General features: G+C 45.2%; 16 protein-coding genes. 5 read left to right on the top strand and 11 right to left on the bottom strand.

The window, feature by feature from the left end:
* Positions 1-89 precede the first annotated feature (89 nt).
* Genes AABK37_RS24285 through AABK37_RS24275 form a run of 3 tightly spaced genes read left to right on the top strand, consistent with a single transcriptional unit; the run spans position 90 to position 3,891 of the window.
* Positions 90-923, top strand: coding sequence for a CheR family methyltransferase (locus AABK37_RS24285; protein ID WP_432554087.1), 834 nt, complete (start codon positions 90-92; stop codon positions 921-923).
* Positions 923-1,510: a chemotaxis protein CheB gene (locus AABK37_RS24280; protein WP_432554086.1), complete on the top strand. Its 588-nt coding sequence runs from the start codon at positions 923-925 to the stop codon at positions 1,508-1,510. Before AABK37_RS24285 ends, AABK37_RS24280 begins: the two co-directional genes overlap by 1 nt.
* Before the next feature lie 59 nt (positions 1,511-1,569).
* Positions 1,570-3,891, top strand: a complete 2,322-nt coding sequence (locus AABK37_RS24275; RefSeq protein WP_432554083.1) for a response regulator — start codon at positions 1,570-1,572, stop codon at positions 3,889-3,891.
* Positions 3,892-3,927: 36 nt separating this feature from the next.
* Here the strand turns inward: AABK37_RS24275 and AABK37_RS24270 are convergent, their stop codons facing one another.
* A complete protein-coding gene (locus tag AABK37_RS24270; protein WP_432554082.1) occupies positions 3,928-4,626 on the bottom strand; it encodes a phosphatase PAP2 family protein in 699 nt (232 codons plus the stop codon).
* Positions 4,627-5,095: 469 nt separating this feature from the next.
* Here AABK37_RS24270 and AABK37_RS24265 point away from each other — a divergent pair, with 469 nt between their 5' ends.
* Positions 5,096-5,629, top strand: coding sequence for a hypothetical protein (locus AABK37_RS24265; protein WP_432554081.1), 534 nt, complete (start codon positions 5,096-5,098; stop codon positions 5,627-5,629).
* Positions 5,626-5,874 carry a hypothetical protein gene (locus tag AABK37_RS24260; protein WP_432554080.1) on the top strand — a complete coding sequence of 83 codons (249 nt, stop codon included), beginning with the start codon at positions 5,626-5,628 and terminating at the stop codon, positions 5,872-5,874. The genes AABK37_RS24265 and AABK37_RS24260 overlap by 4 nt, the downstream gene beginning before the upstream one ends.
* A gap of 208 nt (positions 5,875-6,082) precedes the next feature.
* Here the strand turns inward: AABK37_RS24260 and AABK37_RS24255 are convergent, their stop codons facing one another.
* The 10 genes from AABK37_RS24255 to AABK37_RS24210 form a co-directional block, all read right to left on the bottom strand.
* On the bottom strand, positions 6,083-7,450 hold the full coding sequence (locus AABK37_RS24255) for an NAD(P)/FAD-dependent oxidoreductase (protein ID WP_432554079.1): 1,368 nt from the start codon (positions 7,448-7,450) through the stop codon (positions 6,083-6,085).
* Positions 7,451-7,532: 82 nt separating this feature from the next.
* Positions 7,533-7,940 (bottom strand): IS200/IS605 family transposase, encoded by a 408-nt coding sequence (gene tnpA, locus AABK37_RS24250; RefSeq protein ID WP_432554078.1) that lies wholly within the window; start codon positions 7,938-7,940, stop codon positions 7,533-7,535.
* Between the two features lie 32 nt (positions 7,941-7,972).
* Positions 7,973-9,910, bottom strand: a complete 1,938-nt coding sequence (locus tag AABK37_RS24245; protein ID WP_432554077.1) for a S9 family peptidase — start codon at positions 9,908-9,910, stop codon at positions 7,973-7,975.
* A gap of 295 nt (positions 9,911-10,205) precedes the next feature.
* Positions 10,206-10,484 carry a hypothetical protein gene (locus AABK37_RS24240; protein ID WP_432554076.1) on the bottom strand — a complete coding sequence of 93 codons (279 nt, stop codon included), beginning with the start codon at positions 10,482-10,484 and terminating at the stop codon, positions 10,206-10,208.
* A gap of 89 nt (positions 10,485-10,573) precedes the next feature.
* Positions 10,574-10,828: a hypothetical protein gene (locus AABK37_RS24235; RefSeq protein ID WP_432554075.1), complete on the bottom strand. Its 255-nt coding sequence runs from the start codon at positions 10,826-10,828 to the stop codon at positions 10,574-10,576.
* Between the two features lie 77 nt (positions 10,829-10,905).
* Entirely contained in the window at positions 10,906-11,568 is a 663-nt protein-coding gene (locus AABK37_RS24230) for a cytochrome c oxidase subunit 3 (protein ID WP_432554074.1), read from the bottom strand.
* A 52-nt stretch (positions 11,569-11,620) separates the two neighbouring features.
* Complete coding sequence (ctaD, locus tag AABK37_RS24225) at positions 11,621-13,279, bottom strand: cytochrome c oxidase subunit I (protein ID WP_432554073.1); 1,659 nt, start codon at positions 13,277-13,279, stop codon at positions 11,621-11,623.
* 12 nt (positions 13,280-13,291) lie between these two features.
* Positions 13,292-14,077: a cytochrome c oxidase subunit II gene (locus AABK37_RS24220; RefSeq protein WP_432554072.1), complete on the bottom strand. Its 786-nt coding sequence runs from the start codon at positions 14,075-14,077 to the stop codon at positions 13,292-13,294.
* A 37-nt stretch (positions 14,078-14,114) separates the two neighbouring features.
* Complete coding sequence (locus tag AABK37_RS24215) at positions 14,115-14,720, bottom strand: DUF2231 domain-containing protein (RefSeq protein ID WP_432554071.1); 606 nt, start codon at positions 14,718-14,720, stop codon at positions 14,115-14,117.
* Positions 14,717-15,211 (bottom strand): DUF2231 domain-containing protein, encoded by a 495-nt coding sequence (locus tag AABK37_RS24210; RefSeq protein ID WP_432554085.1) that lies wholly within the window; start codon positions 15,209-15,211, stop codon positions 14,717-14,719. The genes AABK37_RS24215 and AABK37_RS24210 overlap by 4 nt, the downstream gene beginning before the upstream one ends.
* Positions 15,212-15,454: the final 243 nt, after the last annotated feature.

Raw genomic sequence — 15,454 nt, 5'->3', positions numbered from 1 at the left:
GATGCCCGATGACGGCAGGTGCTTCAAGCCGGGAGACCCGTCCAACGCACTGCCTCCCCCATGCCCATTGCCCATTGCCCAATTTCCCCATGTCCCCCAAAAACCCTAACGAACTCGAAGATATTGAAATTCAGCTACTACTAGAGGGAGTGTATCGCTATTACGGCTTTGACTTTCGTAACTATGCAATGGCTTCTCTCAAGCGTCGAATTTGGAATACGATTCGCTCGGAAAAGCTAACTAGTGTCTCTGGACTTCAAGAAAAAGTTTTGCACGATTCCGCTTGTATGGAACGCTTTTTATTGGGTCTTTCGGTGAATGTCACCGCGATGTTTCGCGACCCTAGTTTCTATATTGCTTTTAGAAATAAAGCCGTTCCCCTTTTGCGTACCTATCCCTTTATTCGCATTTGGCACGCTGGATGCTCTACGGGTGAAGAAGTTTATTCAATGGCAATTTTGCTATTTGAAGAAGGATTGTATCACCGTTGCCGCATCTATGCTACTGATATGAATGAAGCAGTGTTACGCAAAGCCAAAGCTGGTATTTTTTCTTTGCATTTGATGCAAGAATATACCCAACTTTATTTGCGTTCGGGTGGTAAAGAATCATTTTCCAAATATTATACAGCGGGCTATGATGGTGCTATTTTCCACTCTTTTTTGAAAGAAAATCTCATATTTTCACCGCATAATTTGGTAACAGATGCTTCTTTTAATGAATTCAACGTTATTCTCTGTCGCAATGTTTTAATTTACTTCAACAAAGAACTTCAAGACCAAGTTCACAAGCTGCTATATGGAAGTTTAAAGATGTTCGGTGTTTTGGGATTGGGGAAACAAGAAACGCTGATAAGTTCACCTCACGAAGAGTTTTATGAGGAGTTAGCGGCTCAGGAAAAGCTTTACCGGAGGATCGAATGATGAAATTTGATATTACTGTAATTGGTGCATCTTGGGGCGGATTACAGGCAATGGAAACGATTTTGGGAAGCTTACCGAAAAACTTGGCGATCGCCATTGCTGTGGCTCAACATCGTCACAAAGACTCGGAAGGTGAATTGGTGAACTGCTTGCAAAGGTCTAGTTTATTACCAGTAGTGGAAGTGACAGACAAACAAGCGATCGCTCCCGGACAAATTTACCTCGCACCAGCAGATTATCATTTATTAGTAGAACCCGGTCACTTTGCTCTTTCAACCGAAGCACCTGTTTCTTATGCCCGTCCCTCTATTGATGTGCTATTTGAATCCACCGCTGATGCTTATGGAGAGCGAGCAATTGGCGTGATTCTCACAGGCTCAAGTCAAGATGGGGCACAAGGACTGGCAAAAGTCAAGTCATACGGTGGTATGGCAATTGTTCAAGAACCGACCACAGCTGTTAGTCGTATAATGCCAGATGCGGCAATTGCAGCAGTGGTTTCAGCAACAATTTTGCCTTTAGCAGAAATCGCTCCTTTCTTGGTCAATCTGTGTTCTTCCTCTTTTTTCACCTCTAGTTCCGGATAAAAAAGGTTGGATTTTAGCATCTTAAATAAGAAATTTGGAATTTATAATTTTAATTGATTATGCAGTCTGCACCAAAAGTAAACATCCTCTTAATAGACGATCATCCAGAAAATTTGATTGCTTTGGAAGCAATTTTAGAAGGGCTGGGTCAAAATTTAGTCAAAGCTTATTCTGGTGCCGAAGCTCTCAGGTGCTTATTGCATCAAGACTTTGCCGTGATATTACTAGATGTGCAGATGCCGGAAATGGATGGGTTTGAGACAGCAACCTTAATTCGGCAAAGAGAGCGATCGCGCAATACACCGATAATTTTTCTCACAGCCTTTGGTGTTAACGATACCATGCTGTTTAAAGGCTATACCTTAGGCGCAGTAGACTATCTGTCGAAGCCGATTGACTCGGTTATCTTAAAATCAAAAGTAACCGTGTTTGTGGAACTGTTCAAAAAAACACTCGAAGTAAAGCGACAAGCTGCTGAACTTACGAGCATTAACTCTGAACTAAGACAAAGTGAAGAGAAATTTCGCGCTTTGAGTGCTTGCTCTCCGATTGCAATTTTTTTAACAGACACTGAAGGGAAAATTACTTACACAAATCCCAATTGTCAAGCATTTTATGACTTCCAAATTAATGAAAGTTGGGAGGAAGGTTGGGCAAAATGTATTTATGCAGAAGATCGCGATCGCGTGCTTGGCGATTGGTCGCGTTCTATTCGTTGCGGACAGACATACTCAGATGAATTTCGTATTTGCCAGCCCGATAATACATTGTGCTGGGTTCATGTCCGCACATCGGTAATGTTTTCCGATAATCGGCAATTATTGGGATACGTTGGCACTATTGAAGATATCACAGAACGCAAGCAGGCGGAAATAGTCCGCGAACAAATGATTCGCGAACAAGCAGCAAGACAAGAAGCTGAAGCTGCCAACCGGATGAAAGATGAGTTTTTAGCGATCGTTTCTCACGAACTTCGTACCCCCCTCACCTCAATACTCGGTTGGTCGAAACAGTTGCTTTCCAGACAATTTGACCCCACAACCACAAATCGCGCTTTAGAAACAATCGAACGCAATGCCCAATCTCAAGCACAACTGATTGAAGATATCCTCGATGTCTCAAAAATCATTCGGGGAAAGTTGCAGTTGCAAATAGAACCTGTAAATCTAATTAGTTTAATTGAAACACTACTAGAAACTGTACGCCCGCAAGCCGACGCGAAAGCCATTCAACTAGAAAGTATATTCGATCCGCAAGTACAAATAATTTGTGGCGACCAACAACGTCTGCGGCAAGTTATTGGAAACTTACTCTCGAATGCAATTAAGTTTACCTCCAAAGCCGGACGAGTTGAAATCAGCTTGTCGATGGGAATGGTGAGCCAGCGCGGTGAGACCAGCCCCCTCAGGAGCGGTCTCCGTCACGATGAGGGACTGGCTCTCCCGTTGGGTCTTGGGGGTCTCCACGCCAGATGCCTCAAGTCGGGAAACCCGCCCACGGCACTGGCTCCCGATGAGCGACTGGCGAACCCCGAAGGGGGGAATGGGGGACAAGGAGGACTTGGGGGACAAGGGGAACGACTTGGGGACAAGGAGACAAACAGACAAGGGGAAATTTCTTCCCCTGCTTCCCCTGCTTCCCCTGCTTCCCCCTCTCCCTTGTCTCCCTTGTCTCCCCCCTCCCCACTCCCCACTCTCCCCACCTACGCTCAAATCACAGTCACCGACACAGGAATTGGCATTAATCCTGACTTTATTCCTTACGTGTTTGACCGCTTTCGCCAAGCAGATAGTTCTTCTACCCGCTCTTATGGCGGGCTGGGGTTAGGATTGACAATTGCTCGTCACCTAGTAGAATTGCATAATGGCAAGATTTATGCTCACAGCGAAGGCGAAGGTAAAGGTGCAACCTTCACAGTTTATTTACCGTTACCAAAAGCAAATCAGTTAAAGCCGGAATCGGCGGTAGAAAATAATGCAAACGATCCAGAAAATTTACCCTCCCTCGATAATATTCAAGTCTTAGTTGTAGAGGACAATATCGACAGTCGTGACTTTCTGAAAATTGTGTTGGAAGAATCTTTTGCCAAAGTTACGGCCGTAGGATCGGTAAGTGAAGCGATAGAATGCTTAAAACAAAATCATTTTCATGTCCTGGTGAGTGATATTGGAATGCCGGGAGAAGATGGTTATCAGTTAATTAGCCAAGTGCGAGATTTAGAGCAAAAAAATGAAAGAAAAATTCCGGCGATCGCTCTCACCGCATACACCAGAGTTGAAGATAAAATGCAAGCACTCCAAGCCGGCTTTCAAAAGCATCTTGCTAAACCAATTGAACCAGATGAGTTGGTAAAAATGGTCGCTGAACTTGTAAACTTATAAGCAGCCTCGCCTACATTTAGAAAAAATGCCTTTAAGCTATGCACGGTGTCTACCCCAAGGCTTAATCAACAAACTCACCCCAACAGCCCAAGCTACAGAAGCCGTCCAGCCTGCTAAAATGTCGCTGGGATAATGAACTCCCAAATACAACCGCGTCCAGCCAATCGCTAACACAAACAGACTTCCGGCAATTATAACCAGCCAGCGCCAACGACTACCCCATGTTAAAATCACTAAAACTGCCACTAAAGTCATACTCGACATCGCATGACCGCTGGGGAATCCGTAGTCAAACTCTGGTGCTGGGGAAACCCACAAATGAGGACGCACGCGATGCAGCAAAACCTTCGCCGTTCGGTTGATGATGATGCTGCCTAACAACGTGGTAATTAAGTAGATTAGCGATCGCCACCGACGACGCAAAAATAAAGCGATCGCGATCGCACTCGCAACCGGAAACACACCCCAAAATACCCCGAATTTAGTCAGCGTCCCCGCAAAAACATCAAGGGATGGTCTAGCCGTCGAGTGAATTGCTAACAAAATCGGCACATCCCACCGAAAGCCACCTTCATTCTCCCAAACATCTTCCGCTAGTTCCCCAAAAACTTGTAAGGGTAAATAGACTCCGATTAATAAAAGCAGCAAAGACGCACGATGGGCAACGATCAGCCGCTTGAAAAAAGTCAAGAAAGACTGAAAACGTTTCCAATTAAACTTGAAATTTATCGGCATTATTATACCATAAGCCTGTTATAAGCATCAGGATTTATCGCTTTTTTTAGCGTCGTTAATACCTGTTTTACACCCAAAACAAGTTTCAAACACGAAATCTCCATTTCTCTTAACGCTTGTGCGTTAACAACGACAAATAAGTTGCTCGATATCTCTGCTCTGGGCGGAGAAAATACTTACTTGATAAAATTTTGGTTGCATAATTTACCAATAATTTGCTCTAGGCTTACGGCATCAATAATTCAGTTAAGCCTAAACTTCAATAAACGCAAGAATCTTACTTTTCTTCATTGACTGGTTCTACCTTAGGTTAGGTTTTTGGCTGTAACTTTAGAAGGTTGTTTGATGTAACTTAACAAGCAGAAAATGTTAAATGAAAATTCGGAGATTGGCTGATTGGTTGATGTATAAAAATGGGATGGAAACTCTCGCAGTAGTCCACACCCTCGCGAAAAATTATAGGTAAGTCATGCGAATTTTAATTGCTTACAAAGTTACTGAAGATATTCTACAAGACATCCTTGATGATAATATTATCTACCGACCTGACTTACAAATTAAAGGAAGCCGTTTCATAGGCAAGACTTTGATTGAACTGAAACCGGATGTTTTGATTGTCCAAGAATTGCCAACAGAGCAGGCTATTAGAAGTTGGGAATCCGCAATGCCCGATAAAGAGCGGTTCATTGTGCAAAAAGTTAACAGCCTCCAGGCACTAGATGCGCGAGAGTTATGGTTTGCAGGTGTCCGGGTTTTTCCTTCTGTGCCGAACGAACCGAAGATTCATGACGATATTCAGCCGTTGAGCCAGGATGTCGCGGATTCTCCTTCTGTGCCGAACGATCGCATCCATGCCGATATTTTGCCGTTGAGCTTGGCTGAACGCATCAATACCGAACGACTCGTGCGTGTGTTGGATAATAAAAGTGTCGTTTATACAAGGCAAAAAGTATCTGTTGCGATCGTCTCGAGGCGATCCCGACCACCAGGGGCGGCAAATTGATTATCGCAGGAGGACACAATACGGGGGGCTTTGCGGAATCGCCGGCGATCGCTCTTGCGGTGCTGGCTTCACTGAGAGGGGAATTCCATCGTATGCATACTTTGTATCATCCGAACCGTTTTGCCGACTTGACTGCAACAGCATCTGACTTGACCGTGGTAAATGGCTTTTCCGAAAAAGCGCCACAATCTATAGAATTAGGGCATGTCTACACTCAACCAAAGCAATCAACTACATTGACATAAGAAAACGCCAAAAAAATGCAAGAAATTGGCGATCGCTCCTTTGGGAGTAGAGCAATTCCCAAGGTAAACTCAGCACTTTTAGACTATCCGAAGTAACCACCAGTTCCCAGTGATTCAGCCTTTCGTAATATCAAGTCCGCTCAATCGCGATCGCCGCACTCGTGGCAAACTAATTATAAGTGATTAAGCGGACATGATATTGCAAACATCAGGATTTATCGCTTTTATCATCTCCCAACATTTTCAGTAATTTTCTCGCAACTAGAACCCCTACGACTCCTGCGCCAACTATTTCCGCTGTCCGCACAACTGTTTTACCCACATTATTTGGGTCCATGTGGTCGTGAAAAATCTCTTCATTCAGCCATTCTGTGGTAGCTTTGAAGTTGTGAATTGGCGTTGGTAATAATTCTAAATAAGTACCTTGACGAATTAAGTGAGCAGCTTCGCCCTTAACTTCAAAAACGTTGTAAATGCTAGCGGCAGCATCATCTAAGCCGAGTTTGAGTAGAGTGCCGCGTAAGTTAACTCTAGCTGCTTTTAGCTCATTGCCTAAAGCGCGAGCTTTCAGATTATAAGCGATCGCCGCTCCCTGCTGATACGCTACCTGTGCCGTGGCTGGTAGGGAACTGTTCTGTACAGCTGCACAATCACCGCCTGCAAAAACTTCTGGAAAGTCGAGCAATTGCAATGTCGGGGTGACTAAAAGACGACCATGTTTGTCACGATGCTCGTTTGACACTGCCAAATCTTTAATTAACGGATGAACAGATGTGCCAGTAGTCCAAATTGTCGTAGCTGCTGCAAGCGTCTCTAATTTGCCATCGCGCTTGTACTCAACTGAGTTTGTTTGAATCGCTGTGGCTTCTGCTCCCAACAGCATTTCTATTGGCAGGGTGCGTTTTTTTAATTCTACCTCAGCAATTTCACGCAAATGACTGTTAATATCGTGATTGAGGATTTGTTGACCGTGATTGAGCAGTACCACACGGATTTCTTGAGAATTGCCACCCAAAGCAGCATACCAATGCGGTAGCAAATCGGCTAAAGTGGCTGCCATTTCTACACCTGAAGCACCACCACCAACTACGGCTACTGTTAATAATTTGCGACGTTGTTCTGCATCTTCGATTTTAACAGCTTGTTGCAAACACTCATGTAAATGACGCTCGATAGCGATCGCATCTTCTGTTGTCCAGAAAGGCAACGCATAATTTTTCGCTCCTTCAACATGCAAATAGCTAGTGACGCTACCCAAACCCAAAACTAAATTACTGTAGTCGTAACACGTCCCCGAAGTTAATTTAACTTGCTTTTGATGTAGGTCAATCGATTCCACTGTATCTTGAACAAAAATTACACCACTACCCTTGAGCAAATCCTGAAAACGCGGTACTACTTGATTTGCATCCATTTCACCGCTGAAATACTCATAAAGTAACGGCTTAAAACAAAAGCGCTCCTCTCGATCGATCAGAATTACACTTCGAGGATAATGTTGATGGCTCAAATGTAAAGCTGTAAATAGCCCAGTAAAGCCACCACCGACAATCACAGTTTGATAAATTGGGTTCATAGGAATAAGCGGGATATGGGAAACGAGCGCGGCTTTAGCCCTGAGAGCGAAGCGGCACGAGCGGTTTTAACGCACGATCGTTTTAATTCGACCCATGATGCGGGTCTTCAATGTATTTTCTAATAGCTTCACTGCTAACATTACCAGCAGTGCTTACAAAATAGCTACTAGTCCATAAACTAGGCATTTTCAAGAGTTCTGGAAATTCTTTTCTTAGATAATAGCTTGAATGCCCCTTAAATGCTTTCACGACCAAGTGTGGTGTATCAGTAGGTTTGACACTTACAAACAAATGTATGTGGTCGGGTGCTACCTCTAAAGCTAGGATATCCCAACCTTTTTCTATAGCTAACTCAAGAAATATTTGTCTAATTCTAGTTGATATCGCACCCGTCAAAACTTTACGCCTCCTTTTAGGAATCCACACGAAATGGTAATTAACCAAGAATTTAACGTGGTTATGTGTTTTGTAGTCCTCTTGCACCAGCATAAAAATAAAGTTGTTTTGTGGGTTGACATCTACTATATGAGAAGATTTTCAATTTCCACGGGTTCGACTGCTTCGGCAAGTTCAAAGCCAAAAATTCGTGAGTAGAAGTACAGTTCTGCATCTAGAGAACGTTTGATGTTTTGAGCATTCCGAAAGCCATGCTGTTCACCTTCAAAGGTAACATAGGCTACAGGCAACTTTTTACTCCGCAGGACTTCGACCATTGCATGGGCTTGATTGGGTGGGACAACCCGATCTTCCAATCCTTGAAAGAAGATGACCGGACAGGTAAGATGGTCTGTAAAGTAAATTGGCGATCGCTCCTGATAAAGTTGACGCTGCTGCGGGTAAGGACCTACCAAACGATCTAAGTACCGCGACTCGAATTTGTGCGTATCCCCTGCTAAGGCTTCCAAGTTACTCACTCCGTAATAACTTGCCCCTGCTTTGAATGTGTCGCGCATTGTCAACGCACAGAGTGTGGTATATCCACCTGCACTACCACCAGAAATTGCTAAGCGATCGCCGTCTACCTCTGGTCGTTCCACCAGATAACGCGCACAAAACACGCAATCATCAACATCTACAATTCCCCAACGACCATCCAGTCGCTGCCGATACTCGCGCCCGTAACCTGTGCTACCGCCGTAATTCACATCAACAACTGCTATTCCCCGACTCGTCCAGTACTGAATTCCATAATTGAGGCTACTGGAAGCTGCTGATGTTGGACCACCGTGACTTTTAACTAGTAGGGGAGGTTTCTCGCCAACAGGGGCAGTGTAATCGCGGTTCTGTGGTGGGTAATACAGGGCATACGCTGTCTGTCCGTTAGATGTTGGGAACTCAATTGCCTCAGGTGCTGAAAGATAACCTGTGTCAATTGTCGCATTAGTGGAGCGGCGTAGCACCTCAAGTTCTCCTGTTTGCAAGTCCATTTGGACAAGAACTCTTGACTGGGTTGCAGAAGCACCGAGAAACACGGCTTTTCCAGGCGAGGCTTGCACAGAATCTATTTCCGTGTAGGGAACTTTTAATGTTTGCAGTTTACAACTGAGAGTATCAAGGCTTGCTAAGTGCCAAGTCCCCTGCTGAGTATAAGAGCAAACAATCCTGTGAGTTGACTCGAATGCATAGGTGGACATCCCCAAGACCCATTGCGGTTTGCCAAACTCAGCCTGCATTCGAGTCAGCGGTTCTACATTTTCATCCCTCCAGCGATAGAGATTCCACCAGCCAGTACGGTCGGAAATAAAGTATAAGTTGCCATCCAAAGACCACTCTGGTTGGAAGATTGATTCATCTGCACTGCCAGCAACTCGTTGGCTGTGTCCCACAGAACCGTCTGCGTTCAATTCCCCTACCCACAGTTCTGTACCATCCCACGGCATATTTGGATGGTTCCAAGTCAGCCAAGCTATGCGATCGCCATCGTGACTGAGGCGCGGCGAGGCATAAAAGTCGTTTCCTTGAACCAGCACAACAGGGTGGACATCCCCCTCCAGTCCAATACTCACTAATGTGTTGATTGGTTCGCGTCCGGCAACAGTGGTATCTTCGCACACACAAATAATTCGTTGCCGTTGCCGGTCAAACACGCCGTTTGCATAGCGCATAGATGCTACAGGTGTGACAGGTTGTGCCTCTTTCCCAATCTCTTGACGGTAGAGGCGTTGATCGGCCTCGTTGGAAAAGTAAACAGTGCCGTCAGCTACAAGAAAAGAACCACCCCCGTACTCATGGACGCGGGTACGCACGTTAAACTTAGTAGATGTCATATCTTGAGGAGAACCATCTACACTCCATCGCACGATCGCAGTCCGACCTTGTTCCCTCGGTCGCAACTCACTCCAGTAGATGTCTTTGCCATCCAGAACAATCTGCCCTAATCCAATATTTTGGGACGTTATCAAGTCAGTTGTGATGGGCGATCGCCAAGACCCGTAACGTGCTACTTGCTGTTTAATCATGCACAATACGCTAGAGCGCTCCCTAATATAATGTTACCTTTATCGAAGTTAACAATTCTACCAAGTTCGAGGACATCCCCAACAATATTTTCAAATATTTTTGCTAAGCACCAAGTATGCGCATGTTTGACTTGTCATACCGTTTCTTTGTGAAGCTGCGCCAAATTATCTCTATACCTCTTCTCTTCGCGTTCTTCTCCTGTCGGAGAGGCTTCGCCAACGCGTCTTTGTGGTTCGTTTTTATTTCTTGCGCGTCAGCGCATCTTCATACAGAATTGGTATCAGAGGATCGCGGTTAGGCGATCGCCATCTCAGGATCGCTAATGTCAACATGCAGGTGACAGCCAAAGATCATCAATTCGCGGGTGAGTTGTTGATAATCTCGCATCAAATCCTTGATAACGTTCTTTGGGCGTAATCTGCTGTTGTTCCCACGATGAAAATGGGTGCGTCCGCAGGTGCAAAGGCTGCCGGGAAACCCTTGCGGCAACAGCGAGTGGGGGGAACCACGGCAGATGCACGGCTGTCGGCTCCGCCGACGGCAGGTGCTTTGGTTGCCGGGAAACCCGGACAACGCACTGCAGGACCTTGGCGGAGCGCCTCTCACGAGTGGGAGAAGACCGCGCTGCCGATGCCTACGCACTGCCTCCCCAATCCCCCTACTTATACTGTTAAAAAGAAAACAATTAAAGCAATGCTTAGTCCAACAGCGAAAAAGATAGCATATTCAACTTTGCGACTAAAAAATCCTACAGCAGCGATCGCAGCGATAGCAAGAACAGTAATGCCAACGTATTGCCAAACTTGCAAACCATGAGCAATCAAAGGATCTTTTCCGGATGATGTCTCTGGGGGCTGAGTTTCTAAAATTGCGCCTAGAAGCCGATTTATCGCTGACAATACTTGAATTGATATCATAAAACTGCTTAATAAAGTTGATAAATTCAAAGACCAAAAGTTTTTCGTCCAAATCTTGACCTACACAATCTAAATTTCTACGCTTGCCATAGGTAAATCAGCGAAAACAGAATAACCCAAATCACATCAACGAAGTGCCAAAATAGAGTAGTTGCACTGACACCAAAGTGACTTTTGTTGTAGTTACCGCGAATAAAAGAGCGGGCAAACATAATCGTCTGTAGAACCACACCACTAAAAACGTGTAGACCGTGAAAGCCTGTCAACACATAAAACGTTCCGCCAACCAGCCCCGTAGTTAACCCAAAATCGAGATTCCGCCACTCAATTCCTTCACCAACCAAGAAGTAAATTCCCATACCAGAAGTCAACAGCCACAGCCTGCGAAATTTTTTGATTTTATTGCGCTTGAGGGCGTTTTCTGCTGCTTGGATGACGAAGCTACTTGAAAGCAGTACCACCGTATTAATAATTACAAATGTAGACAATTCCGGTCCCTTGACACCGGGCGGCAACCAGTTGGGATGTGTCAACCGTAGAGCAATATATGTAAAGAAAAAGCTGAAAAAAACTATGCTCTCCGACAGTAAAAACACGGTAACGCCGAACATTCCTTTACCATGATGATCGTGAGACAGTCCCCCACCAATCGGCAGAAACCGCTTCAGCCAATTCGGTAAAGACCCGTGCAAGCGATCGAAACGGATAGGACTTTCATCTACATGTATAGGATTTGGCATAACTCATGGGATTTTGGATTTTAGATTGCCCCCACTCCCCCACTCCCCCCCTCTACTCCTGAGCGGCTGCTTCCGGCGCCTCTAATGACGTATCGTTGTAGTTGTAAGGTGGCTCATTCACAACAGGAATTTCCTCAAAGTTCTCTTTTGGTGGTGGTGAGGAAGTCTTCCACTCCAACCCTGTAGCGTGCCAGGGATTATGAGATGCCAGCTTGCCCAATAGTAAAGAACTTATCATATTGGCGATGAAAGGCAGCGTAGACATCCCCAACAAAAAACCCCCAAGGCTGGCAACGATATTCCATCCCTGATACTGCGGATCGTAGGAGGAAACTCGGCGCAGCATTCCTTGTAAGCCTAAAGGATGCATCGGGAAGAAGGTGAGGTTCGCACCGATAAAGGTCAAAAAGAAATGTATCTTGCCCCAGCCTTCAGCGTACATCCGCCCGGTTATTTTCGGAAACCAAAAATAAATCGCCGCAAAAATTGCCATCGTGATGGTGTTGTGGACGACGTAGTGAAAGTGACCCACCACGAAGTAAGTGTTGTTGACGTGAATATCAAACGGCACGCTTGCCAGCATAACCCCAGTAATTCCACCGAAAACAAACATGACTGCACCTCCCAAAGCAAATAGCATCGGGGTCAAAAGGTGCAGTCTGCCATTCCAGACCGTAGCAGTCCAAGCGAATACTTTTACACCAGTAGGTACGGCGACCAACATCGAGGAAACCATGAAGAGTATCCGCATCCAGTTGGGCGTAGCGCTGGCGAACATATGATGTACCCAAACGAAGATGCTGACCAAACCGATTCCGAAGGAGGCGATCGCTACTGATCGATAACCAAACAACGGATTCCGGGAAAAGGCGGGGAGGATTTCCGCAAAAATACCGAAGGCGGGTAGCGCCATCACGTAAACTGCCGGATGGGAGTAGAACCAAAACAAATGCTGATAGATGATTGGGTCGCCATCCTGCAACGGTTTGAAGAAGTTTGTCCCGAAAGTGAGGTCAAAAAATAACAGTATAATTGCGCCTGTGAGGGAAGGCAGGCAAAACAGTTGTAGCAACTGAGCGCTAAGAACTGACCAGACGAAAATCGGCATCCGAAAAAACGTCATACCCGGCGCCCGCATCCAAACGATAGTGGTAATGAAGTTGACACCCCCCATAATTGATGAGATGCCCAGCAGCGCTACACTCAGTATCCAAATTGACTCTCCGTTGATGGGATAACCGGTTGGGTTTTGGATGCTTATTGGTGGGTAAGACCACCAGCCAGCTTGTGCCGGACCGCCTTGCACTAAGAAACTTGATAATAACAAGATACCTGCTGGGGGAATCATCCAGAAAGCGATCGCATTCAAAACTGGAAACGCCATATCTTTTGCCCCAATCATCAGCGGCACTAAATAGTTGGCAAGACCGGCATTAAATGGTATAATCCATAAAAAAATCATCACCGTGCCATGCAAAGTGAATAAGCCATTGTAGAGAGAGCGATCGACCACATTTGATTCCGGGGTAAGCAGTTCGCCACGGATAATCATCGCCAACAGCCCGCCAATCAAAAAGAAAATGAAGGTAGTCACCATGTACTGGACACCAATCACTTTATGGTCGGTGCTGAAGCTGAAATACTCTTGCCAGTTTGTATCAGGTTGGCGATCGCGATTTTCCGAGGCAGTATTTTCTATCGAATTTGTCATAAAGTTGCTTTTTTATTTGCCTTTCGCAGCTTGAGAAAGCCACTGACTATAAGCTTCACTTGAATCAACATATACATCCGCTTGCATTAAGGCGAAGTTGGTACCACTAAATTGAGAATCACGCAGCCGATATTTGCCTATTTGGGTGGGTGTTAACACAATGTCAATGTTGCGGTTGGGTACGATGTCCTGCTTCAGACGGAACTCAGGGATGTAGAAACCGTGAATCACGTCCTGTGAATGCAAATTTAGGCGGGTGCGTTCATTTACTACTACGTGCAATTCGTTACTAATCACATTATTTGGATAGCGGAAAGACCAAACCCACTGTTTGGCGATAACTTCAATATTTTCCGCAAGCTGATTAATGTCACTTTTGACTGTTGCAGCGGTAGCAGGTTCTTGCAGTATGTGCAGATGCACTATTGGTGTCAGACCCTCAATATCTAATTGCTGATAAATGTTGTAGCTTTGCGCTGCGAGCCACAACACCAGTAGAGTTGGGGTAACAGTCCACAAGATTTCTATCCTCGCATCACTTCTGGCAGGATGACCGTGACTCCAGTCTCCCCTAGGCGCACGACAGGTAAGAAGCGAATACCCTATGATGCCAGTAATTCCCAAGAAGATGAACGCTCCCACCGAGGTGAGAAAGCTGAATATATCATCAACCCGTTTCGCTTCTGCGGTTGCTTGAGTAGGCATCCACGAGTAAGCTTGATGTCCGATCCAACGAGCTATTATCATAATCGCTGCGATAAAAGCAGCTAATAACAGAGAATTGAAAATTTTTCTCATAAATATTTTTTTAAGTAGATACACGCTTGCAGTCAGGTTACTTTAATAACAAGTTTGGGTTTTCGCCTTGCCGAACCAAACCCGCAGCAGTATTGTGAATTCCGAACTCGTCTCCCATTTGCGCCCCTAGTGTTCCGTGGACGTATAAAATGCCCAGTATCGCAATCCCTGCCAACAAATAGCTCCACTGCACCTGTCTGGGGCTATCCTTGCGCCAACGGTAGCGCTGCAATCCTCTCCATACAGTCATGCCAACAATAGCGGCTAACAGCAACACTCCACCCATACCATGTAAAAGCATAGTTGCACCAGCCCCTAACCCCCAAGCACTTTTTATATCAGTTGGCGGGTTTGCCAGCATCATCTCGAAAAAGCCTGCTGCTACGGTAAAAAATGTCACAACTGCACCAGCTAGCAAATTGTACCAACCGACATCAAAGAATTGCGATCGCACAGTTGGAATTGATAAAAATTTCAGAATCGGTTTTTCTAACGGAAAAAGTGTTCCAGCTATATCAAAAATAATCGCAATAATAAACAAACCTAAGGTTAGATGCACCAATTGCGGATGAATTGGCATCTCATACGGCAGTTGGTTTGCACCTAGCTTGAACCACAAAGAATCAATGAGTTGTGAGTTCATCGTAAAACCCCTTTTTTCGCAGCTTCCACAACTGGTTCCACATGCAACCCGTATACCCAAACCAATTGAGTCCCTAAATAAACTTGTAATGACACCAGGCAAATTAAAAACGTAGCTACACCCAGATAAGCAACAGGTATATTTAAAGGATCGCGGGTACGAATGAAAAAGCGCCATGCTGTAATCGCAACAAGGATCGCTGCCAGCGACCAGCCAGTAATTGTGTGCGAATTTAGTATTGGCTGGACTGAAGAGTAAGGTTGCGCCAAACCAGCTTCAAACTGACCAAAGATGACAGCCACGAAAATCGAAACCGAGGCAACAAACATATTCCAGAAACTCACCTCGAACAAACGCACGTTGCGGCTAAAGTAGCCTACCACATCGCAGAAGAACGAAAAAAACACCATCGCAATCACAAAATGGACAACGATGGGATGCATGGGATCGGGGTACGGTAGATTCTCGTTATTTAAAGGTAGAATTGGCATCGCTTGCTCCTGATGTCCAAAAGACACTGCGCCTGCATCTGATAGCTCATACTTGTTGAGAATTGCTCGTTTAACTTTTTTTTGAGACTTTTGCCAAAGCTGACATCTTGCAGCTGATGCCCATATCTTATGTCTGGATGCCACATGTTTCAAGAAGAGCATTACCGCAAAGGTGCGATCGTTGAGTCATATAAAACCAAAAGTACACCAAAATCACTTTAATTGAGCCAATTTTTGTTTCAG

The sequence above is a fragment of the Tolypothrix sp. VBCCA 56010 genome, from assembly GCF_050875635.1.
Taxonomy (GTDB): domain Bacteria; phylum Cyanobacteriota; class Cyanobacteriia; order Cyanobacteriales; family Nostocaceae; genus Hassallia.
The sequence above is the reverse complement of the archived record's forward strand: the minus strand, read 5'-3'. Positions and strand labels throughout refer to the sequence as shown.